Origin of the sequence: Pantoea sp. sgz302252 (assembly GCF_042610525.1) — a bacterium.
In the GTDB taxonomy this organism is placed as follows: Bacteria; Pseudomonadota; Gammaproteobacteria; order Enterobacterales; family Enterobacteriaceae; genus Erwinia.
Genome location: NZ_JBHDVM010000018.1, coordinates 1 through 20,056, shown reverse-complemented (window position 1 = coordinate 20,056; position 20,056 = coordinate 1). Strand labels below are relative to the sequence as shown.

21 protein-coding genes and 1 tRNA gene are annotated in these 20,056 nt (G+C 56.1%); 7 read left to right on the top strand and 15 right to left on the bottom strand.

Annotated features, from left to right (window positions below; all coding sequences use genetic code 11):
- Window positions 1-78 precede the first annotated feature (78 nt).
- Entirely contained in the window at window positions 79-546 is a 468-nt protein-coding gene (locus tag ACETPC_RS22225; protein ID WP_380184642.1) for a YbaK/EbsC family protein, read from the top strand.
- Between the two features lie 202 nt (window positions 547-748).
- Here ACETPC_RS22225 and ACETPC_RS22220 read toward each other — a convergent pair whose 3' ends face one another.
- Window positions 749-1,957, bottom strand: coding sequence for an MFS transporter (locus tag ACETPC_RS22220; protein WP_380184641.1), 1,209 nt, complete (start codon window positions 1,955-1,957; stop codon window positions 749-751).
- A 205-nt stretch (window positions 1,958-2,162) separates the two neighbouring features.
- Between ACETPC_RS22220 and ACETPC_RS22215 the strand changes: the two genes are divergently transcribed.
- Complete coding sequence (locus ACETPC_RS22215) at window positions 2,163-2,657, top strand: DUF2946 domain-containing protein (RefSeq protein WP_380184640.1); 495 nt, start codon at window positions 2,163-2,165, stop codon at window positions 2,655-2,657.
- Window positions 2,658-2,731: 74 nt separating this feature from the next.
- Window positions 2,732-4,186, top strand: coding sequence for a PepSY-associated TM helix domain-containing protein (locus ACETPC_RS22210; protein WP_380184639.1), 1,455 nt, complete (start codon window positions 2,732-2,734; stop codon window positions 4,184-4,186).
- Window positions 4,187-4,325: 139 nt separating this feature from the next.
- Here ACETPC_RS22210 and ACETPC_RS22205 read toward each other — a convergent pair whose 3' ends face one another.
- The 3 genes from ACETPC_RS22205 to ACETPC_RS22195 are packed head-to-tail and all read right to left on the bottom strand — an operon-like array spanning window position 4,326 to window position 7,779.
- Window positions 4,326-5,303, bottom strand: coding sequence for a nucleoside hydrolase (locus ACETPC_RS22205; RefSeq protein WP_380184638.1), 978 nt, complete (start codon window positions 5,301-5,303; stop codon window positions 4,326-4,328).
- Window positions 5,303-6,346: a LacI family DNA-binding transcriptional regulator gene (locus ACETPC_RS22200; protein WP_380184637.1), complete on the bottom strand. Its 1,044-nt coding sequence runs from the start codon at window positions 6,344-6,346 to the stop codon at window positions 5,303-5,305. The genes ACETPC_RS22205 and ACETPC_RS22200 overlap by 1 nt, the downstream gene beginning before the upstream one ends.
- A 50-nt stretch (window positions 6,347-6,396) precedes the next feature.
- Window positions 6,397-7,779 (bottom strand): MFS transporter, encoded by a 1,383-nt coding sequence (locus tag ACETPC_RS22195; protein ID WP_380184636.1) that lies wholly within the window; start codon window positions 7,777-7,779, stop codon window positions 6,397-6,399.
- A 567-nt stretch (window positions 7,780-8,346) separates the two neighbouring features.
- On the opposite strand from ACETPC_RS22195, the gene ACETPC_RS22190 reads away from it, so the two are divergent.
- The 3 genes from ACETPC_RS22190 (at window position 8,347) to ACETPC_RS22180 (ending at window position 9,728) form a co-directional block, all read left to right on the top strand.
- Window positions 8,347-8,916, top strand: coding sequence for a histidine phosphatase family protein (locus tag ACETPC_RS22190; protein ID WP_380184635.1), 570 nt, complete (start codon window positions 8,347-8,349; stop codon window positions 8,914-8,916).
- Between the two features lie 237 nt (window positions 8,917-9,153).
- Window positions 9,154-9,229: transfer RNA gene (locus ACETPC_RS22185), tRNA-Ile, on the top strand.
- Window positions 9,230-9,281: 52 nt separating this feature from the next.
- On the top strand, window positions 9,282-9,728 hold the full coding sequence (locus tag ACETPC_RS22180) for a hypothetical protein (RefSeq protein WP_380184634.1): 447 nt from the start codon (window positions 9,282-9,284) through the stop codon (window positions 9,726-9,728).
- Between the two features lie 21 nt (window positions 9,729-9,749).
- Here ACETPC_RS22180 and ACETPC_RS22175 read toward each other — a convergent pair whose 3' ends face one another.
- The 9 genes from ACETPC_RS22175 to ACETPC_RS22135 all read right to left on the bottom strand — a co-directional run bounded on the left by ACETPC_RS22175 (window position 9,750) and on the right by ACETPC_RS22135 (window position 17,570).
- On the bottom strand, window positions 9,750-10,517 hold the full coding sequence (locus tag ACETPC_RS22175) for a reverse transcriptase domain-containing protein (protein WP_380184633.1): 768 nt from the start codon (window positions 10,515-10,517) through the stop codon (window positions 9,750-9,752).
- 445 nt (window positions 10,518-10,962) lie between these two features.
- Window positions 10,963-11,181: an ogr/Delta-like zinc finger family protein gene (locus tag ACETPC_RS22170; protein ID WP_124234400.1), complete on the bottom strand. Its 219-nt coding sequence runs from the start codon at window positions 11,179-11,181 to the stop codon at window positions 10,963-10,965.
- Window positions 11,182-11,259: 78 nt separating this feature from the next.
- The gene (locus ACETPC_RS22165) at window positions 11,260-12,414 is read right to left on the bottom strand and encodes a phage late control D family protein (RefSeq protein ID WP_380184632.1); all 1,155 of its coding nucleotides are present in this window, start codon (window positions 12,412-12,414) and stop codon (window positions 11,260-11,262) included.
- Window positions 12,411-12,938: a phage tail protein gene (locus ACETPC_RS22160; protein ID WP_380184631.1), complete on the bottom strand. Its 528-nt coding sequence runs from the start codon at window positions 12,936-12,938 to the stop codon at window positions 12,411-12,413. The genes ACETPC_RS22165 and ACETPC_RS22160 overlap by 4 nt, the downstream gene beginning before the upstream one ends.
- A gap of 1 nt (window position 12,939) precedes the next feature.
- On the bottom strand, window positions 12,940-15,399 hold the full coding sequence (locus ACETPC_RS22155) for a phage tail tape measure protein (RefSeq protein ID WP_380184630.1): 2,460 nt from the start codon (window positions 15,397-15,399) through the stop codon (window positions 12,940-12,942).
- Window positions 15,392-15,514, bottom strand: coding sequence for a GpE family phage tail protein (locus ACETPC_RS22150; protein WP_301730236.1), 123 nt, complete (start codon window positions 15,512-15,514; stop codon window positions 15,392-15,394). The genes ACETPC_RS22155 and ACETPC_RS22150 overlap by 8 nt, the downstream gene beginning before the upstream one ends.
- Before the next feature lie 32 nt (window positions 15,515-15,546).
- Window positions 15,547-15,825, bottom strand: a complete 279-nt coding sequence (locus ACETPC_RS22145) for a phage tail assembly protein (RefSeq protein WP_380184629.1) — start codon at window positions 15,823-15,825, stop codon at window positions 15,547-15,549.
- Between the two features lie 55 nt (window positions 15,826-15,880).
- Window positions 15,881-16,390, bottom strand: a complete 510-nt coding sequence (locus ACETPC_RS22140) for a phage major tail tube protein (RefSeq protein ID WP_380184628.1) — start codon at window positions 16,388-16,390, stop codon at window positions 15,881-15,883.
- Window positions 16,391-16,400: 10 nt separating this feature from the next.
- Window positions 16,401-17,570, bottom strand: a complete 1,170-nt coding sequence (locus tag ACETPC_RS22135; RefSeq protein ID WP_380184627.1) for a phage tail sheath protein — start codon at window positions 17,568-17,570, stop codon at window positions 16,401-16,403.
- Window positions 17,571-17,738: 168 nt separating this feature from the next.
- On the opposite strand from ACETPC_RS22135, the gene ACETPC_RS22130 reads away from it, so the two are divergent.
- The gene (locus ACETPC_RS22130; RefSeq protein ID WP_380184626.1) at window positions 17,739-18,383 is read left to right on the top strand and encodes a hypothetical protein; all 645 of its coding nucleotides are present in this window, start codon (window positions 17,739-17,741) and stop codon (window positions 18,381-18,383) included.
- Window positions 18,384-18,407: 24 nt separating this feature from the next.
- Here ACETPC_RS22130 and ACETPC_RS22125 read toward each other — a convergent pair whose 3' ends face one another.
- On the bottom strand, window positions 18,408-18,992 hold the full coding sequence (locus ACETPC_RS22125; RefSeq protein WP_380184625.1) for a tail fiber assembly protein: 585 nt from the start codon (window positions 18,990-18,992) through the stop codon (window positions 18,408-18,410).
- On the bottom strand, window positions 18,992-20,056 hold a 1,065-nt coding region (locus tag ACETPC_RS22120; protein WP_380184624.1), incomplete at its 5' end, for a phage tail protein. The genes ACETPC_RS22125 and ACETPC_RS22120, both read right to left, overlap by 1 nt.

Genomic DNA, 20,056 nt, shown 5'->3' with positions numbered 1-20,056 from the left:
TCTCAATTTCTTCCGCCCCGTTTACAGCCGGGCCGCGCTGTGGCAGCTTTATCGGCCAAAGTGTAAAGGAGCTGGAGCATGAGCCTGGAGTCTGTACGGCAGTTTTTTGCCGAGCGCGCGCCCGATATCGGCATTATTGAACTGGCGGAGAGCACCGCTACGGTGGCGCAGGCCGCACGCGCCCATCACGTTAAGCCTGGTCAGATAGCCAAGACTCTGTCGCTGAAAGTAAAAGATCGGGTGATCCTGATTGTCACCAGCGGCGATCTGCGGCTGGATAATCGCAAGCTGAAAGCAATGCTGGGCGCAAAAGCACGCATGCTCAGCACGGACGAGGTGGTGAGCTGGACGGGCCATCCCGTTGGCGGCGTCTGTCCTTTCGGACTGGAAACGCCTTTGCAGGTATTTTGCGATATTTCACTACAGCAGTATGACGAGGTTCTGCCTGCGGCTGGATCTATCTTTAGCGCGGTGCGCATTTCGCCAGCGCTGCTGGCGGAGCTGACCGACGCCACCTGGGTTGATGTCTGCCAGCCGCCAGCATAAGGCTGAGGATAAAGCGCAGGCTGCTGAACCTGAAGCGATGGAGGGCCTGTGGAGCACTACGGGCCATGGACGGTCCGTACTGAGCTATCATGGACGATGCTTTTTGCGTCTTTGCGGAAGACACAGGCCCTCCTGAGCCTAACCAGCATACTTTGTCATCAACCTCAGCGCAGGCTGCCAAAGCCTGCGCTCCGGCCATGCTCTATTCTTTTTGCCTGGTTATCTCCAGCCCGCGCGTTTCTTTACCGCAGGCAACAATCAGTGCAATCAGCACCGCGACCGTTCCGGCTACTATCGCCATCGCTAAGCCATAATTATTGCCGTGCGCTTCGGCGATGCCGGATTGCAGCGTCGCGTTAACGGAAGCGATCAGGTTGCCCAGCTGATAAACAAAGCCTGGCAATACCGCGCGCGTGTTGGCTGGCACCAGTTCGGTGAGATAAGTCGGTACCACGCCCCACGCGCCCTGCACCATAAACTGCATCAGAAAAGCGCCCAGCCCGATAGTGAAGGAACCGGTGGAAAAAGCCCACAGCGGCAATACCGGCAGCGCCAGCAGCGCGGCGATAATCATCGCCTTTTTGCGGCCGATTTTTTCCGAGAGCGAGCCGAAAAATACGCCGCCCAGCATCGCCGCGATGTTGTAGGCGACGGCGATTAAACTAACCGTATGCGGATCGAAGCCGTGTTGCACTTTCAGGAAGGTTGGATAGAGATCCTGAGTACCGTGGCTAAAAAAGTTAAAGCAGGCCATCAGCCCGACCAGATAGAGGCACAGCTTCCAGTGTTTGCGTACCGTCGGCAGCAGCGCCACGCTCTCTTTACTCGCTCTGGCGGCGAGCCAAACTGGTGATTCCGGCACTTTAAACCAGATAAACGGCAGCAGCAGCACCGGCATCGCGCCAATCAGGAACATGCCGCGCCAGCCGACGAAATCGTAGCAGAGGCCAAAGATAATCGAGGCCAGCAGATAACCCGCCGGATAGCCTGCCTGAAAGATGCCGGACATCAGGCCACGGGATCGATCGGGGATGGTTTCCATCGCCAGCGAAGAGGCCACGCCCCAGACGCCGCCCATAGCGATGCCGTAAATCACCCGCAAAACCAAAAAAGTATTCAGCGTGGGCGACCAGGCGGAAAGCAGCTCAAACACCGAGAACAGCATAATATTGAGCATCAGGATGGGGCGACGGCCATACTTCTCCGCCAGGCGACCAAACAGCAGCGCGCCGATTGGCCGCACCGCCAGCGTCAGCATTATCGCCAGCGAGACCTCGGAAATTTCAGCGTGGAAATTTGCCGCGATATCGCTCAGCACGAACACCAGGATAAAAAAATCGAACGCGTCCAGCATCCAGCTGGCAAAACTGGCAAAGGCCACATTGCGCTGGGTTGAAGTCCAGTCAAACATAGGGAAGGTTCCTGTCTTACAGACTGCAAAAAGTCCGCCAGGGGCAGCGGCATAAATGTTAAGTATTTGTTTGTAGCATGTAAGAACCCAGTACAGGCCAGGGCAGTTGTCAGGCTTTAATTCAGGATGTAAGCAACCTTTTCACAACTCCCATGAACAAATTTGCTACACTGGCCGCCGGATCGCGTACGTTGCCGTAAAGGAAATGCCAAACCTGTCGCTGATTAAAATGCGGCGCAGCCACCTTGCCGCCTGGCTTGGCCTGCTTGCCGTCATCCTGCTGTTTATCGCGCCGGTGATTTCTAAATCGCTGGTGGCTTCGCCTGCGTGGCACAGCATGATGATGCCCGGCATGGCGATGGACGATATGGCCGCAATGAATGTCGATACGGCACTACAGGCCGCAATGCCAGAACACCAGCACGCTATGGCGGGCGACGAAGCCGCAATGCCAGAAGATCAGCACGCTATGTCAGGCGGCAAAATGGCAACGCCAAACGGCGCGGGCATATCTATGATGGATGACAGCGCCTGCGGCTATTGTGTGCTGCTGGCGCATCTGCCGCTCGATCTTACCCGGCTGCCGCCGCTCTGGTCGGCACTTCAGGCCGCCAGGCTGCCCGCCCTGCCTTTGTTGCGCCCTGTTGTTGCCCGTTTTGTTCCCCGTTTTTTCCATCCACGCGCGCCGCCGCACAGCTAAGCACTCTCGTTTAAAGAGCGTCGCTATTGCGACATTTATCTGCTTATGCCTGACTTCAGGCGGATGGAATTCGTATGTCAGAAAAAACGCTGGCGCAGCCTCTGCGCGCCTCTACCTCTTCCAGCGCGCTGCTGCCATTGCTGCGTCGCCTGCATTTTTACATTGGCTTGTTTATCGCGCCTTTTATCTTCGTCGCTGCGCTAACCGGTACCCTCTATGTGCTGACGCCACAGCTGGAGAACTCGCTCTATGCCCATCAGCTATTTACCGATGCCGTAGAACCGGCAAAACCGCTGGCAGACCAGATCGAGGCGGCACAAAAATTTGCCGATCCCGGTTTAACCATTAGCGCCGTACGGCCTGCGCCTGGCGCTGGCGAAACTACGCGCGTCATGTTTATCACGCCTTCGTCTGGCCCTTCTGAAAGCCTGGCGGTGTTTGTCGATCCCGGCACGCTGGAGATCCGCGGCATGCTGCCGGTATACGGCACCAGCGGCGTGCTGCCGCTGCGCACCTGGCTGGATTACCTGCACCGCAACCTGCTGCTGGGCGATTTGGGCAGGAATTACAGCGAGCTGGCCGCAAGCTGGCTGTGGGTTGCGGCGCTTGGCGGCGTGCTGCTCTGGGCGACGAGCCGACCACCGCGCCGCGCCAAAGGCCGGGGCCAGCAGATCCTGCGCCAGCGTACCCTGCACAGCAGCCTGGGGCTGGTTTTACTGCTGGGCCTGCTGTTTTTCTCCGCCACCGGCCTGACCTGGTCGCGCTGGGCCGGCGATAATATTTCCGCCATGCGCGCTCATTTCGGCTGGATGACGCCTGCCGTTAATACATCGCTGCTTTCCGGCAAGCCGATGCTGGCGGATGAACATGCAGAGCATCACGCAGCCGCTCACCATTCTATGCCGGGCATGAAAATGCCCGATGGGATGACAATGAGCGGCAGCCAGCATGCTATGGCCGCCGCCGCCGTGACGCCAGCACAGTTCGAGGGCGTAGTGAAGGCTGCCCGTGAGGCGGGAATAAGAGCGGCTAAAATCGAAATTCGCCCAACCACTAAAGCGGACAAAGCCTGGACGGTCAGCGAAATCGATCGCCGCTGGCCGACCCGCGTAGACAGCGTGGCGGTGGATCCAGCGAACTTTCGTGTGGTTGATAAAGTTGAGTTTGCGCAGTTCGGGCTGCTGGCGAAGCTAACCCGCTGGGGCGTTGATGCGCATATGGGCGTGCTGTTCGGTTTGCCGAACCAGCTTATTCTGGCCGCTTTTGGCCTGGGATTATGCGTAATGATTGTGCTTGGCTACCGCCTGTGGTGGCTGCGTCGCCCCGCCGCCGCGCAGGGCTGCCATCCCGCAGAGACCCTGATTTACAGCTGGCGGCGGCTCGGTCTTAGCGCGCGCTTTTTGCTACTGGTCTGCACCGTTGCGCTGGCGGTCAGCCTGCCGGTGATGGGTATCAGCCTGCTGGTTCTGCTGCTGATTGACGCTATCCGCTGGCAGCGGGCGAAAAAGACCGTCGGCGGCCAGCGCTGAAGAAACGCCTCATTCTCTAAAATGGCTAGATTCATCACAGGGAAGTGCTGACTATTGGCGTTCTGATATTCAGGAAACAGAGAACGACGCCCGAACTTAGCCGCATGATGGCGCGAAAAGCAGCACTGCCTGAGCGAACCTATCCCGCCAGCGCCTGCTCAAGCATCTTCAGCAGCCGGGCGTTATCCACCGTTTGCAATACGTGCGTCAGGCCGCCGGTCAGCTCGCCTGTCGCCGTATCAACCCGCAGCGGCAGACGATAACGCCACGATTTTCCTCTTGTCATGCCGGGCCTCAGCTCTACATCTACGTAGTAATCTGCTGCTGTAGCAACGCGCTGATCGATTAGCCACGCCACCACCAGCACATCGTGGATCCAGCAGCCCGGCAGCTTGCGGGTTTGCATGGAGTAGTCGAGCCACGGCCGCAGCGTTTCGCCAACATATTTCGCCAGCGGCGTATTCAGCGTTTCGATTCGTTGCAGATCGCCCGGGGTCAGCATGGTTTGGGTTGTGACATCCATCGGCACCAGCGTAAGGCAGGCACCGCTGGTCAGAACCCGCCTTGCCGCTTCCGGATCCAGACCAAAATTCGTGTCTTTGATAAAATCATCCAGCGCAAATACGCCGCCCATAATCGCTATTTCGCGCACCGCTTCCGCCATCTGCGGATATCGCTCCAGCGCCAGCGCGACGTTGGTCAGCGGGCCAATAGCAACCAGTGTAATTTCGCCTGGATTAGCGCAGATCAGCTTACCCATCGCATCAGCCGCTTCTTCATCCGGCGCGCGATAAGCACGAGGTGGCCGCACGCCGTGCCAGAGATGCTCTAACTGCTTATGGCCGACGCGATTATCCAGCGTTTCGCGCCAGGGTTCCGGCGGTTCTACCAGCGCGCGATCGGCGCCTTTATAAACCGGGACATCCCGATCCAGCCTGGCCAGCAAATCCTTAGCGACATTAAACCCGGTCTGGCTGGGCGTATTGCCCGCCACGACGGTCACCATTTCCAGGCTGATAGCCGGTGAGCCGAGCGCTAACGCCAGCGCCAGGCCGTCATCCACGTTAGCGCCAGCCACGCCGTTACCCGGATCGCAGTCGATAATTACTCTTTTCATTAGTCAGTCTTGTGTTGCTTTCCGACCGCGGCAACAAAGCCGCAGCCGCAGGATTCGCCGATTTGTAGCTGATGAGAGAACTCGCTCAGCTGGATTTCGCTTTGCGGTGCCGCCAGCATGGCCAGCGCTTTTTTTGCCATTGCCTCTACCGGCTGACGCACCGTAGTAAGTGAAGGTACATGAAAGGCCGACTGCTCCGTGCCATTGAAACAGACCAGCGCGATATCTTCCGGTACGCGCAGGTGCTGCTCTGCCAGCGCTCTGATGCAGCCGATTGCCTGCAATTCGTTAGAAGCAAACAGCGCCCGTGGCAGCTCTTGCCCCTGAAGCATTTTCTTTGCCGCCAGGTAACCGCCCTCACGCGTGTAGGACGCCGGAAAAATCCAGTCCGCTCGCTCCGCCACGCCGAAATCCGCCAGCGCCTGCCGCCAGCCTGCGAGACGATCCTGAGCGTTATACATTTCGGACGGCCCGCTAATAATGCCAATCTGCTTATAGCCGTGGCTAAGCAGATGCGCGGTGACCTGATACGCTGCCCCGCGCTCGTCCACACGCAGAATATTGACGTTCAGCGTAGGTTCAACGCGATCCAGCATGACCAGCGGCGTGCCGCTGGCCTGAATAATATCGATATAGGGATGGCGATCGACGCTGTTGTAAAACAGCCCGTCGACCTGCTGGCTGAGCAGGCTGTTGATCAGCTCCAGCTCGCGCTGGCGGCTGTCGCCCGCATCGCCAAGCAGCATGACCATACCGTTATTCAGCGCCTCCTGCTGCAGCGCGTGGGCAAAAGAGGCAACAAAAGCGTTGCTGATATTGGGCACCACCAGACCATAGGTTTTGGTCGAGCCCAGCGCCAGCGCTCTGGCCAGGCTGTTGGGACGGTAGCCGGTTTTCTGCACCGCTTCCAGCACGCGGCGACGGGTTGCTTCCGCCACCGGCCTGGGACCGTTATTAATGACATAACTGACGACGGCAACGGAAGTACCGGCTTCTCTGGCTACATCGGCGCGTGTCGCCCTTTCAGAACTTTGTCTGGCCAATGTGTAACCTCTTTTACCTGACGGGCCAGCACAGCCAGCCCGCATTTCTGTTAAATAGCATCTTCCGGCGCGTTGAGATCGCGTCCACGGGTTTCCGGCGCCACAAAGGTGGTCAGGAATCCAATGCCTGCCATAACGGCAAAATAAGTTGCGATAACCCACCAGTGGCCGGTCCAGGATAAGAGTGCCGCCGCCACCAGCGGCGCGGTGCCGCCAGAGAGAATAGAACCCAACTCTTTGGCAGTAGCCATTTTAGTGTAGCGATGTTTAACGCCAAACAGCTCTACGCCCCAGGCAGCCTGCACGCCATAGATGCCCAGCGAAGCCAGCCCCATCCCCACGACGATAACGGCCATCACTACGGCAGGCTCACGGGAATCAAGCAGCATAAACGCCGGGAAAGCATAGAGAACCAGCAGCAGACAGAACCAGCGGTAGGTAATACGGCGGCCAAAACGGTCAGACAGCCAGCCGGCAAAAGGAATAATTAAAAAACCCAGCAGCGAGGCGATAAACACCGCCGTGGTTGCCACCGATTTATCTACCGCCAGCACCTTTACTACATAGCCGATCATAAAACCCTGCGCCAGGTAGGAAGGGCCGTTTTCGCCGATGCGCAGACCCAGCATCACCAGAAACGAGCGGCTGCGCTGCCACAGGCTGCGGTCGGCCGTAAGCTGGTAAGCGACCAGTTTGCCTTCGCGTGCCGCCTGGATTTCCGCATTTTTGCGCTCAAATACCGGGGTTTCTTTCAGATGGCGGCGGATCCAAAACGCCAGCAGCGCTATCAGCGAGCTGCAAAGGAAAGGAATACGCCAGCCCCACTCCTGAAGCTGCTGCTGATCCATCTGCACTACCGCCAGCCAGACCAACGAGGCGATCAGCGTGCCGCTATTGGAACCCAGCGCGATAACGGATGAGACCAGGCCGCGCTTTTCTGCCGGCGCATATTCACCCAGCATAACGGTACCGCCGGAAAGCTCTGCACCAGCGCCGAACCCCTGGCTAAAACGCAAAATAACCAGACAAACAGGTGCCCAGACGCCGATAGAAGCGTAGCCGGGAATAACACCGATAAGCGTAGTGGAAAGCCCCATCAGAATGATGGTTGTCACCATCACGACTTTGCGGCCTTTGCGGTCGCCCAGCCAGCCGAAAAAGAGCGCGCCGATGGGCCGGGCGATAAAACCGACCGACCAGGTAGCGAAGCTGGAGAGTAGCGCCATTGCTGGCGTGACGTTGGGAAAGAAGACATCGCCGAAAATAATACCGGCCGCCAGGCCATAAAGCGCGAAGTCCGCGTATTCCATTGCCGTACCCAGCCAGCAGGAAAAAGTCGCCCGCCAAAAATCTTTGCGCCCTTCCGTTGTTGCTAAACGCTCGTCCGCTGCGGAAACAGCAGACGGGGCGTTTTCATTGCCGTGTGTCAACATGAAAAAATCCCTGAAGTATGGAGGTCTGTATTGCCTTCCCTGGCTGCCTGTGACTGCGGCAATCCGCCAGTGAGGACACGCTTTTGCTGAGCCATTAGTAAAGGTCAGTAACGGGTTCCCTGGTGTTGGACTTCGTTCTGTTTACTTTTCGTCTGCTGATTTAGGTTATCAGTCGTCTTAAACGTAAAGTAAATTTGACCTTCACTGAGCAAGTAAGCATCGCCACCGTGAATCTTCAACGCGACACCATTGTATCTACGCGCGTAGATAAATCAAGTTATTAAGTGAAACAATTCAGATTAACTTCACATTAGGAAAAATCTTGCAGAACAAATCTTCTTTTAAATCATTAATTTGATTTACATCAGGATTGGAATTTTTGACGCTTTAACTTAAATTAAAAGAGCTACTTACCCAATTATTTCCCGTTATGCCTTCGCGTTTTGGCCCGAGCGGCAATAACTTAGCGCCAGTAGATTGCAGAGTGATGACATAGCGCGATCTGACGGGCAAACTCTTCAGGCGCCCTCTTTCTCCGCAGGCGGCAGAACTATTTTGAGGAAATACATGACTATTATCCTGATGCGTCACGGCAAGCCGGATCACGTTTCTGATGGCCGCCTGTCCGCGCTGGCGATGGCGGACTGGTGCGAGACTTACGATATGTCGCTGGTGCAGGATATGCCGCCGGAAAGGTGCCGCCAGGTCGCCGCCACGGCAGACTATGTGGTAGCCAGCCCCTTGCCTCGTGCGCAATCCTCGCTGGAGAAGCTGGGCCTGCAGGCCGCCGCTGTGGATCCCCTATTTAGCGAAGTTTCGCTGCCGCTAATGCGCCTGGGCTACCCTAATCTGCCGCCAGCGTTCTGGCTTTTTATGCTGCGCATAATGTGGCTGGGCGGCTATGCGGGTTCGGTGGAATCCTACCGGCAGGCGCAGCAGCGTGCACAGCTGGCCGCCGACCGGCTGATTGAGCTTGCGAAACAGGGCAACGTGCTGCTGGCCGGACACGGCATTATGAATAAGCTAATCGCCCGCCAGCTACGCAAACAGGGCTGGCTGGCTGAAAAGCACGCCAGCAGCCGTTACTGGAGCACCGCCATTTACCATCCACCGCTGATCCCGCCGGGTGATAGCTAAAAGTGTAAAGGCCCGCCGGTTCGCCAGCGTAAACCTTCAAAAGCAGGATGTAACAGGCATTAGCACGTGTTTAGCAGATTGGAACCGACTTAGCGCTGGCGTTGCCAGTGAGGGCGTAAAGGGATAATGGTTTGTTATTTAACCAGTTATATCGCTTAAGCATATGGATAAAAAACCGCCACTCAGCAGCGAATCGCTGGATTGCATCGGCAAGTTACCTTATAATCCTGCGCCACAGGCCCCTTAGCTCAGTGGTTAGAGCAGGCGACTCATAATCGCTTGGTCGCTGGTTCAAGTCCAGCAGGGGCCACCAGATTTCACCTGTTAAATCAGGCATTTAAGCCACTTCGTAAGGAGTGGCTTTTTTGTTTGTGGTGGTTAGTGTCGCAAAAGTGTCGCACCTGATTTTTCCTTCTTTGAACATACGTCAAGATGAGGCTTTCAAAATGGCAATTGATGCAGAGACTTTTAGATGGTTAGTTGGAGGGTACTGCCTGGGGCTTTCAGTGTTGACCGGCGTCGCTTATCACGACCCAAAATTTTATCTTGAATGGCTTTTCTTAAAGCTAGTTATTGTATCCTCTGTGATTTATCTAGTGATAAGTTCTTTCTGGCTTGGAGCCAAGGCTGTAAGGGATTACGTTGAAATTAAGCTCAACTTTATGCCAGACCAGCTTGCAGATCTAAAAAGGGCGTATGATAACGGTACGGACGTTCTGCAATGGGTTCTTGCTGGGGCAGTCATCGCATTTTTTTGGACAATGATTTTGCACAGTCTTTCAGTAGAAAGGAAAAGACGTCTTTCACTTTAATTAGAAATTAGACTAATAAAATTATTTTTTAGGGAAATGCAACCTCGCCTGATTGGGATTAACAGTATGGATGTAAGTTGCTATCCCTTTTTTTTCGTTTTCGTTTTCAGTCTTTGCATAAGCTTGAATAAATTGAACTAGCCTCTTTGGGGTAACCTTTAACTGATTCTGTGCAAGTTCAAGATTGAACACTATGACCCTATCAGCAACTTGCTGCGTTTTCTCAACATTAATGTCATAGCGGGACTTTTTTAACGCTGTAGCTATATCTTCATGAGCTTTACTTACTAAATAAAAATCTTTTCCAGAAATGATAATATCATCCATGTAAACTGAAACTAAAACATCTCCATTCTCACTAATATCATTGATCACTTTACCTGCATATGAATTATACAAGCATAATGAAGATAATATAGGTGATTGAGGGAAACCGTATGGTAAAGAAAATTTTTTAACACTAGTGTTAGGTATCCTTACCGTCGAGTATTTAGCTGCTTCCCTCGCCTTTACATAAGGAATTAAAGTCTTAAGCTCGCGAGTAACTCTGCTTTGAGATGTTGATTGGAAAAAATTTCCAATATCAATTAAAGAAAAAAAATCATTCTTCATGTGGATACTAGCAGCAGCAACGTGCCCGCCTTCACGAAGGTGATAATAATAACCAGGCGCATCCCATTTCCTCCTGATTATTTTATGCAGTTTCTTGCCAAAAAGATAAATTTCTTTCGTAGGTACGTGGACCCATCTGTTTTTCTTAACTTCGTATTTATGCTTCCACATTTCCATTGCGAATAATCCTCCCTATTGAGGTAGTTTAGGACTACGTGGAGTAACTCATGTACGTTCAAAATGAATGTTAAAAGCTCATTGAGAACGACAAGGATCGCTTTCGCAACCAAAAGTTTCCCCACTAAGCCAAGAGTGTTATTAGACATTCTTGTTCCCTCTATACAGTCCTGACGCTTCTTAGCGCATGCGCATAGTCCAAACTAAATAACCCGGCGACCCCTTGAGGCCATCCGCAACCTTCGGCAGCTTCAAGTCCGCGTCAGCCCGGCAAGGCCGCAGCTCCCGTAAGCTGCCTGACGGTATGCCGCATTACGGCGAGTGTACAGAGAGTGCGGGGTTCCCCGCCTAACGTCAGGAAGTACAGATTACATTTGGAATCATTAAAACGAAACTATTTTTTATACGCTGAATATAATATAAAAAACCCGCTTTCGCGGGCCTGTCAGTGAAGCAATGATGGTTGTCTGTCGTTGTGTGTAAAAATCGGCACCTTGTTAGTCTGGCCTGGCGAGACGATCATCCCCGCTATGCTTTCGTGCGTCTTGAAAGTGCAGCTGCAGTTAATGTTCTGGCACTGGTGATAACGTTCTTTTGTTTCGCGTGAGATATAGCGGCTGCTTTTGGCATGGGCAGCGGTCTGGCAAAGCGGGCAATGCATCATGGTAGCGTTCTCCTTGTGTACACTGCCTTAATAACCTAAACCTACAAAAATAACAATAAAATTCACTTAAAGTGAGTTTTAATTTTCTGATTCAGTTTCATACTCAACATTCGACAGCAACACCTCAAACTCCAGCGCCGTCGTATAGCCGCTGCCGCTCAGGCTGTGCGTTACCTTGCTGATTAGCCACGGCTGCGCGTCGATCACTGCCTTAAACCCGCTGACTTTTACCGGCGTTTCCGGGAAGAGATCCGCCCGCCCCATTGCCAGCGTCAGCGAGAACTCGGCAACGCCGCGCTGCAGCTTGTCCCATTTCGCCTTTGCGGCCCGCATCGCGGCGGCCTTAGTGGCATAAACCGTGGTCAGCGCAAACACGTTATCTTCCGTGCCGGCCAGATAGTCACCCTCCTTTGCCTCTGGCGTTTTGGCTGCGGCCTTTTTCTTTTTAGCCGCCGGATGCTCCAGCGCGCGCAGGTGCTTCTCTTTCGGCTTGCGCTTCACCTTTACCTTTTTCGGCTTCGGGTCTTTGGTATGCAGCCAGCTTGCCGACACGCCGGTATAAGCGCCCCGGTCGGCAATACTGAAGCTGTGCCGGTCGCCGTCCTGCCGGGTGATGTTCAGTTGCGGAATGGGCTTACCGCTGGCCGTTACGCCGCTGCCCGGTCGCAGAAACAGCAGCTTTCCGGCTTTTACCGCCGCCACCGCGCCGTACAGCGTGGCAAGCCGCGTCAGGAATGCCGCATCGGTTTCCTGCGTCTGGTCAATATGGCTCACCGCCTGCGCGGCGAAGCCGTCAGCCAGCACGGGACTTAGCTTGTTACGCTCCGCTATCTGCTTCACGACCTCGCCCAGGGTAGTATCGTGATACGACACTTCGCGCCGGGAATTCAGCGAGCCGCGAAAGTCCGCGCTGCGCGCCCGGATGGTCATGGTGTCCGGCGCGCCGTGATGCTCCACCTCGTCCACGGTAAACTCGCCTTTGCCGACCAGCGCCTGGCCCTTCCAGCCGAGAAACAGCGTAATCACCGCGCCGCGCACCGGCATCGCCAGCAGCCCGTCGGCGTCGTCCAGCTCAAGGTCGAGCTGGTCAGCCTCAAAGCCCCGGTTATCGGTCAGCGTCAGCGAGATAAGCCGGTCGCGGATATTGGCCGTTACGTCTCTGGAGTTCACCGACAGCATAAAGTCCGGCGCCATCTGCGCGCCCGCCTGTATTGCCATGCTGCTGATGCTCATGACAGCAGCCCGCCCACGGTTGCGCTCGCGCTGGCGACGACGGTTTTCGCCTGGCTGATTACCGACGTGACCTGGCCCGGCAGGCTGCCCGCGCCGCTTATCAGCCCGTCGGCCTGCTTTTTCAGGTCGCCATACATCGACGTTAACGATTCGTCAACGCGCTTCAGGCTCAGCGTAAAGGTGATTTTCAGCGCGCTGCCGTTGCTTAAAAAATCGCTGTGCGAGGCGGAAAAGTTCTCCGTCACGTACATGCCGTAAATGGTGCCGTTACCGCCAATCAGCGGCCACGCCCGGCCCTCGTCGGCCAGCAGCTTAAAGCTCAGCAGCGACACGGCGCCGCCGGTGACTTCCGGGCGCAGCTCGCCGGTCAGGGTGATTTTTTCATCGCCCACGCCGAGGAACTGCGCCGACGCCCGCTGCCCGATGCGGCTGTTAGTGGGCCAGCGGTAGTCGATATTTTGCTGCATATCCGAATAGGGCAGCGTCTGGCGCATAAACGGCAGCAGCCCGTAAATCATCATCATGTTATTCCCATCCCATCTTGCTGCGCTGCTGCGCCTGGCGGTTGCGTTGTTCGCGGGCCTGATGCTGCGCCATCAGCGCCAGCGCGTCGTCTTTGGTCATACCCGGATGCATGTGAATATCGTACTGGTAGCTGTTCTGGCTCTGGTCGCTGTAGCCGCCCGCCGCCGGTGACGTTACCGGCTTATACGGTGTGCCGGTATCGGCCAGGCTCCACGGCAGGCCGTTCGGCGCGACCGGGTCGTGTTTATCCTTTGGATTGTTCGGATCGCCTCCCGGCACCTTGTCTTTAAGGTCGTCGGATTTGGAGTCGATAAGGTGCAGCTTTTCCAGCATCCAGCTTATGCCGCTTGTAAGCTGGTCGAGCGCCTTACCGGGTATCTTCAGCCCCTCGGCCAGCGCGTTGCCGAACTTCTTGCCCATATCGCCCGCGCTTTTCAGCTCCGCCTGCGTGGACTTTACCGGCTCCAGCAGCTTTTTAAACCAGTTCCATGCGGCTTTTATCTTGTCCGTTATCCAGTCAAAGACCGGTTTTAATGGCCCGAACGCCTCGCTGATTGGCCCTATCGCGGCCTTAAAGCCCTCGGCCACGCCGCCCATAAATGCCTTAATCGGCTGCCAGTACTTACGGATAAGCAACGCTCCCGCAACCACGGCGGCCACAACGGCCACAACCGGCCATGAAATTAGCCCCAGCTCCGTCACAATGGCCTCGCCCGCTTTGGTGAAGGCAGTGCGAAGCAGTCCAGCGCCGCCAATAATCGCATTGATGCCGGTAATTACCGGCCAGGCGACCAGGCCGATTGCACCAATTGCGCCCACTAAAACCAGTCCCGCCGTCGCGGCCAGGGTCAGCCCTTTAGCCAGTACGGGGTTTTTCTGGATCCAGCCGTCCACGTTCAGCAAAAATTTCGTGGTTTGCTTTGTCAGCGAGCGCAGGGTTTTATCGAGGCCGTCAAAGAGATCGGTGCCGATAGCTTCTTTCGCCGACTGCAGCTCCTTGAAGTCGCCGCCGAGGTTATCCTGCTGCACGTTAACCAGCTTTGCCGTGCTGCCGTCCGATCCCTGAAAGGTTTTTGTCAGCCTGTCCAGCTCGCCGCTGGCGGCGGACTTCATCAGCGTGACGGCTGCCGACGCGGCCTCCTCGCCGAAGATGGTTTTAAGATATTCCGCCTGCTGGGTATCACCGAGCTTGTTTTTATCAAAGGACTTTTGCATCTCCTTCAGGATGGTGAAAAACGGCCGCAGATTGCCCTTGCTGTCGGCGGTCTTCACGCCCAGCTCTTTAATCGCCTTGAATGCCTCGCCGGTCGGCCCCTGCACGCGCAGCAGCATGGCGCGAATGCCCGTCCCGGCCATGCTGCCGGTCGTGCCGTTGTTAGCCAGCGATCCAATCATCGCCGCCGTCTGCTCGGCGCTGACCTTCGCATTTTTAGCCACCGATGCGACGTAGGGCATGGCGTCGCTCAGGTCGTCGAATTTGGTAGCGGTTTTGTTGAGCGTCGCGGATATCACGTCGCCCAGGTGCGCGACCTCGCTGTTAGCCAGCCCGAACGCGTTTTTCGTGCTCATTAAAAGCTCGGCGCTTTCTTCCATCGTGCGGTTGTTCGCCAGCGACATATTCAGCGTTACCGGCGTGGCCGCCTTGATGTCGTCAACGCTTGCGCCCGATTTGGCGATAACAATCTGCGCCTGCGCGGCGTCGTTGGCCGAGGCCGCCGTGTTGTCGCCGATGCTGCGCGCCTGGGTGCGCAGCGACTGAAAGTCGGCGGAGTTTTTATCCAGACCGAGCGTCGCCTGCAGCGTGGAGTTGGCCAGCGCGAAGTCGTAGCCCGGACGCAGCACAGAAGAAGCCGCGACCGCGCCAACCGTGGCGGCACCGACACCGGCCGCGCCGACGTTGCGCATCTTCGCCGACATTTCCTGGCCCTTACGGTAGCGCTCGCCGGTCTGGTTCAGCCGCTCCTGCTGCTTACTCAGGCGCTGCAGCTCCATTTTCTGACGGCTCAGGGTGGCGGTCGCCTGTGCGGCGGCGGTTTTCAGCCGCTGCTGCTCGCTGCCGAGGCTCTTGGTGGAGATCCGTGCTGCGTTCAGCGCCTCGCGCTGCTGCTGCACCGACAGGCGCAGGCCGTTAGTTTTGGTCTGCAACTCGCTGGCCGCCTGCCGGGCTTTTTCCAGCGCACGGGCCTGCGCCGTGGTGGGCTTTTCAGTATTTTTAAAGGCCACGGCCAGCGCGGCGGCCTCGGCTTTGGCATCCTTCAGGCGCTGCTGCGTGACCGCAAGCTGACCGCTCGCCTTGCGAAAGCCGTCAATCTTCGCCGCCTGCGCGTCCAGCTCCTTCAGGCTGCTTTGCGTGTCGCGGATGCCGCCCGCCAGCGCTTTCGTCTGGTTCTGAATGGCTTTAAACGGGCGCGACGCCTGGTCTACCGCCTTCAGCAGCACCTGCAACTTGAGGTTATTCATCGGTCTTTACTCCGCTGCGCACGACAGCCTTGTGCCGCCAGTCGATAAGCTCGCCCAGCGGCATGTCGTACATTTCAGACGGCGGCCAGTGAAACACGGTGGCTATGTCCGCCATCAGCTCGTTAACGGTCAGCGCTTTGGGCCAGCTTACTCGTCCGACTTCGGCGACAAAAAACCGATCACCTTACCGGCCAGCGCAATCAGGTCAGCCGGATCGAGATTCAGGCATTCCGCCTTTGTCAGCGTCGGCAGCGTGATGCGCGGCAGCACGGTAATCAGCGCGTCCACGTCCGAGCCTGCAAGGTCGGCCAGGCGGGTGCCGCGCAGCGCGCCGGAATTGGGTTTAATCACTTCAATAGTGCTGATTGCCTGCTCGCCGCGCATCACCGGAGTTTCCAGGGTAACGATATTTTCTTTGTTTTCCATGATTGTTCTCTTTTTTAAGTCGGGATAAGGCCAGCGCCGGGCGCTGGCTCAGTAATTAAACGAGGCCGATATTTTTACGGCGCTGCTCCAGTCGGTCAGTGCCGCTGACCTTCTCCACCATGTTGATGGTGTCGATTTCAATCAGCTCCTTGCCGTTAAAGGTCATTTTGTAATAGGTGCATTTGGTGGTGATTTTGGTTTCTGTGTCCTCGCCCTGTTTGGCCTCGCCAAAATCAAACGCCTGATGCTTGCCGCGCACCTCAATCTCCAACGCGATTTCCTCGCCGGTGTCGTCGCGCTGGTAAGAGCCGGTAAAGCGCAGCGGCACGGACGTTGCGCCCCACTGCGTCAGCACCAGTTCATCGATACCGCCGATGCTCCATTCGATATCCAGCGCGTCGTCGTCCAGGCCCATATCGATATGCGCCGCGCCGCTCATGCCGCCGCCCCGGAAAGCGTCAAGCTTGCGGGACAGCTTCGGCAGCGTGACGCTGGTCACGACGCCCTGATAGCTGTTTGAGTCGTTAAAGAGGTTCATCCCCTTGAGTTTTCTTGGCAGTGCCATTTTTCAGTCCTCAGCTGTTAACGGACGCGGCGAAGTTCGCCAGATAGGAGTCGGTAATACGCTGGCGCAGGGTTAAATCTTCCAGCGGCGGCACGGGGGTATAGTCGTAGTCAATCGACAGCTTGCCCGCCTTCAGGGTGTCTTTGTCGTTGGCCGCCTCGTCATACCAGCACGATGCGCCCAGCAGATAACCGGCGTTGACCAGCTCGCGGAATTTGGCGTTGATGCCCGCGATAATTTCGCGCACCAGTACCGGCGTAAGTGGCTTGTCGTTGGCCCACATATGCGCCTCGGCCATCGTGTCGGCCAGTACCTGCGCAGTGCGGGTGTAGCACTCAAACGCGAACAGCGGATCGTCGCTGCAGGTGCGGTTTCCCCAGAAGCGAAAGCCGTCTTTGCGGATAAGCGTGGTCACGCAGGCTTCATTCAGCAGGTCGGCGTCGGTGCCGGTCTGCTGCAAGTCCCAGAAGACGCCCGCCGAAATACCGGTGACGCCGTTCACGCCAACGTTAGAAAGCGTCTTGTGCCAGCCGGTGTCTTTGTCGATTTTGGCACGCAGGCCCAGCGCGCGGGCGGTGGCGTACGCGGTTTCAGATGCGTTGGCGGTGGTGTTCCAGGCAATGAAATCCGGCCAGATAACCATTATTTCGCGCTGGCTGAAATTTTCGCGGTACTTCATGGCGTCAGAGACGGTTTTGCAGTTCCACGCCGAGACGTAACAGAAGGCGCGCAGCTGCTGCGCGATGCTGGCAAGCGCGGTCGCCACCTCCAGCGAGTCGAGGCCCGGCACGCCGAGAATGCGCGGCTTGACGTCGAGCTGCGTCTGCGCGCTTAACAGCGCCTTCATGCCGGTATACTGGCCGTTTTCGTCGGTGGTGCCGATGATATTGGAAATGGTTTCCGCGTCGGTCGCGCCTTCGGGCACGCGCACCACGACGGTGACGGGCTTCGACTGGTCGGCAATCGCCTGCAGGGAAGCGGCCAGCGTGCCTTTTTTACCGGCTTTCGCGATACCGGCCTGCACGTTGGTTAACAGTACCGGCGTGTTCAGTGGGAACGCGGTCGCGTCGGCATCGTCGGCGGTACAGACCAGCCCGACAATCGCCGTAGAGACGGTGGAAATGGTGCGCGTGCCGTCGTTGATTTCGACGACGCGGACACCGTGATGGTAATCAGACATCTGATGCACTCCGTTAAATGGGTGCGCTCAGATTGCCCGTTCAGGCGGGGCGGTGCATTCGATTGGGGTTTGCTGAAGGATGACAAAACATCTTGCCATAATGTATAAAAACTACTAGTAATTAACAACTAACTTTAGCATTCAAAAAATACCTCGGGTGAAAACTCCATGAATAAAACTGAAAAGGCAAAACAACTAAACTCTGCCGAAACAAGCTTCATTGAAACATGGATCAAAGAAGATTTGCGCAGAGAAATATACTACCGATTATCATTTTGGACATTATCCGCACTCATAACATATTACGCTATATCACATTCCACAGGATTTTCGGCTATAGATTATTTTATGGGATATACTAAAAACACAACCAAGCTCCTTCAGTTTATTGCATTTTCAAACATATTCATATTTATGATAGCTATTTCATTCAAAGATATGGAAGTAAAGTACAAAGGCGCATGGTCGCAAGAAAAGCCACTCGGAAAGTTCGGCTCATTGATTAGGAAAATAAATGGTGACTGGCTGCTGTGGGTTAGCAGCTTAGCCTTAACTTTCTTTATAATAATACTAATGACAATTTACAATACTATTCAAGGGTCAGATCCAATGAACTTGGGGCAAGGATTAATTATTTTAGCTTGCACAGTTTCCCTTTTAATTGTTTCCCTCATACACGCATGGTTATATGTTCTTGTAAAAAAAGAAGGACCATCCCCATTCAGCGCCAACATTGAAAATCCAAGCCTAATAATTCCAATTTATACATGGATAATGCTTTGGGCTGTCGGGTTTATTTTTTTTATCATTTAAAGAAGAGCCCGCGAGGGCTCTAAACTAAGGCTTTTTTGGCCATTTTATATTATTAGTATTTGTGGTTTTAATCGTCTGTACTTCCTGCACGTACTTCATCCACGCAGTCAGCGTTATCTTATCCGCATCCGTGATCATGTCGAGCCGCAGCTGCGTCTGCCACGCCTGCGTCGTGCTGTTGGCTTCGCTGATACGTGCGGCCTTTTCCGCTTCCGCCTCACTCACCGCTGCGGCCTGCTGTGCTTCGCCGTCCGTTACCCATTTTTCGCCGTCCCATTTATCAAACGCGGTTGCCGGTGCCTGCGTGGTGGTGCCTGCCGGATAATCGCCCGGCACGGTAATTTCTGTTGCCGTAGCGTCCGCAGTTGACCAGACGGTTTTACCACGATGATCGGCAACGCTCTGCCAGCCGCCGTCGCGGTAAACCGCCACAAAACCGGTTTCCGCAGAAGGCGGCGCGCTGCTGCAGGCGCAGGCCGGGACGCCCACGCCCTGCGGCAAATATTCATCCGTTGCGCCGGTAAACTCACCGGTCAGGCTATCGTAGTTGTAAACCGTCAGCGTGCCGGCCGCTTTCGCCAGGCCGCTTTTATCCAAGGTAATCGCCATTATGCGGCCCTCACGATGTAGTTAAATGCAATGTTGCGCGGCCTGTTTTCGCCCGCAGTAGGAACCTGCCGCGAGGCATCCAGCATAAACCGCGAGGCGTTGTTAGTCGTTGAACCCAAGTTGGTATCGGTTGCAAAGCGGGTTGATGCCGGGTTCAGTACGTCGGTATAAAACGCCCCGGAAGCCCCACTGAATCCCCAGCCGTTATTAGTGGTAAACGCTGCCGTAATGTTTCTGATTGCGTCCCCCTGCGCGGCCAACAGGGTACGCCCATTATCCACGCCGCGCCCGTCGTCCCAGCCGCGAATAAACTCGCCGCGCAGATCGGGCAGTTTCAGCGACGGATAGACTTTAGCCAGCAGCGGATAGGTCGTGGCGCTGAACGATGCGCCGTTGCACTTCAGCCAGCCGTCCGGCGCGGTTGCCGCCGGGTAAGGCAGCGGCACGCCGACCGGCACCGCCGAACCGTCGCCCAGGCCCAGCGCGGCCAGCGCTTTCGCAACCAGTCCGGCGTCCTTAATTTCCGCCAGCGCATTGGCCGTTTGCAGGTACTGCTTGTGCGGATTGGCGGCGGCAACGTGCGCGGCCAGCGCCTTATCGGCATAAGCCTTTACCTCAATCACCGCGCTGTCCACGTACTGCCGCGTTGCCAGCACCACGGACGGGTCGATTTTCAGCGTGACGGCGCTTGTGCTGTTAACGATTAAAATCATGCGCACCGTCTGCGTGCGGCCGCTGCCCTCGGCGAGCTGTGGCTTGTAGGTCTCCGCGCAGTTAGCCACGGCAATCAGCACGCCGTCGGCGTCAAACAGCCCGATTTCCCGGATCCAGAAGCCGCCCTCGCTTTCGGGAATAATCTGCTCGGCGATAATCTGGCTGCTGTTGGCCGCGTCAACCGTCAGCGCGTTCAGCGAGGCCCGGCGCTTTTCGCCGATAAGCTTTGTCTGCGCCGCGTCTGGCGTGGGCAGCGTGCCGCCGCCGTCGCCCACGGCCATTTCGGTAATCTGGATTTTCGTTCCCAGCGCGGCGGCATTGGCAAGCTTTGCCGCGCCCTGGCTGGTCAG

What these genes read in the sequence shown, in the direction of transcription:
- ACETPC_RS22225 (WP_380184642.1), top strand. Translation starts at nt 79, where the DNA reads ATGAGCCTGGAGTCTGTACGGCAGTTTTTTGCCGAGCGCGCGCCCGAT.
- ACETPC_RS22220 (WP_380184641.1), bottom strand. Translation starts at nt 1,957, where the DNA reads ATGTTTGACTGGACTTCAACCCAGCGCAATGTGGCCTTTGCCAGTTTT.
- ACETPC_RS22215 (WP_380184640.1), top strand. Translation starts at nt 2,163, where the DNA reads ATGCCAAACCTGTCGCTGATTAAAATGCGGCGCAGCCACCTTGCCGCC.
- ACETPC_RS22210 (WP_380184639.1), top strand. Translation starts at nt 2,732, where the DNA reads ATGTCAGAAAAAACGCTGGCGCAGCCTCTGCGCGCCTCTACCTCTTCC.
- ACETPC_RS22205 (WP_380184638.1), bottom strand. Translation starts at nt 5,303, where the DNA reads ATGAAAAGAGTAATTATCGACTGCGATCCGGGTAACGGCGTGGCTGGC.
- ACETPC_RS22195 (WP_380184636.1), bottom strand. Translation starts at nt 7,779, where the DNA reads ATGTTGACACACGGCAATGAAAACGCCCCGTCTGCTGTTTCCGCAGCG.
- ACETPC_RS22190 (WP_380184635.1), top strand. Translation starts at nt 8,347, where the DNA reads ATGACTATTATCCTGATGCGTCACGGCAAGCCGGATCACGTTTCTGAT.
- ACETPC_RS22175 (WP_380184633.1), bottom strand. Translation starts at nt 10,517, where the DNA reads ATGGAAATGTGGAAGCATAAATACGAAGTTAAGAAAAACAGATGGGTC.
- ACETPC_RS22170 (WP_124234400.1), bottom strand. Translation starts at nt 11,181, where the DNA reads ATGATGCATTGCCCGCTTTGCCAGACCGCTGCCCATGCCAAAAGCAGC.
- ACETPC_RS22165 (WP_380184632.1), bottom strand. Translation starts at nt 12,414, where the DNA reads ATGAGCATCAGCAGCATGGCAATACAGGCGGGCGCGCAGATGGCGCCG.
- ACETPC_RS22160 (WP_380184631.1), bottom strand. Translation starts at nt 12,938, where the DNA reads ATGATGATGATTTACGGGCTGCTGCCGTTTATGCGCCAGACGCTGCCC.
- ACETPC_RS22155 (WP_380184630.1), bottom strand. Translation starts at nt 15,399, where the DNA reads ATGAATAACCTCAAGTTGCAGGTGCTGCTGAAGGCGGTAGACCAGGCG.
- ACETPC_RS22150 (WP_301730236.1), bottom strand. Translation starts at nt 15,514, where the DNA reads ATGGCGGACATAGCCACCGTGTTTCACTGGCCGCCGTCTGAAATGTAC.
- ACETPC_RS22145 (WP_380184629.1), bottom strand. Translation starts at nt 15,825, where the DNA reads ATGGAAAACAAAGAAAATATCGTTACCCTGGAAACTCCGGTGATGCGC.
- ACETPC_RS22140 (WP_380184628.1), bottom strand. Translation starts at nt 16,390, where the DNA reads ATGGCACTGCCAAGAAAACTCAAGGGGATGAACCTCTTTAACGACTCA.
- ACETPC_RS22135 (WP_380184627.1), bottom strand. Translation starts at nt 17,570, where the DNA reads ATGTCTGATTACCATCACGGTGTCCGCGTCGTCGAAATCAACGACGGC.
- ACETPC_RS22130 (WP_380184626.1), top strand. Translation starts at nt 17,739, where the DNA reads ATGAATAAAACTGAAAAGGCAAAACAACTAAACTCTGCCGAAACAAGC.
- ACETPC_RS22125 (WP_380184625.1), bottom strand. Translation starts at nt 18,992, where the DNA reads ATGGCGATTACCTTGGATAAAAGCGGCCTGGCGAAAGCGGCCGGCACG.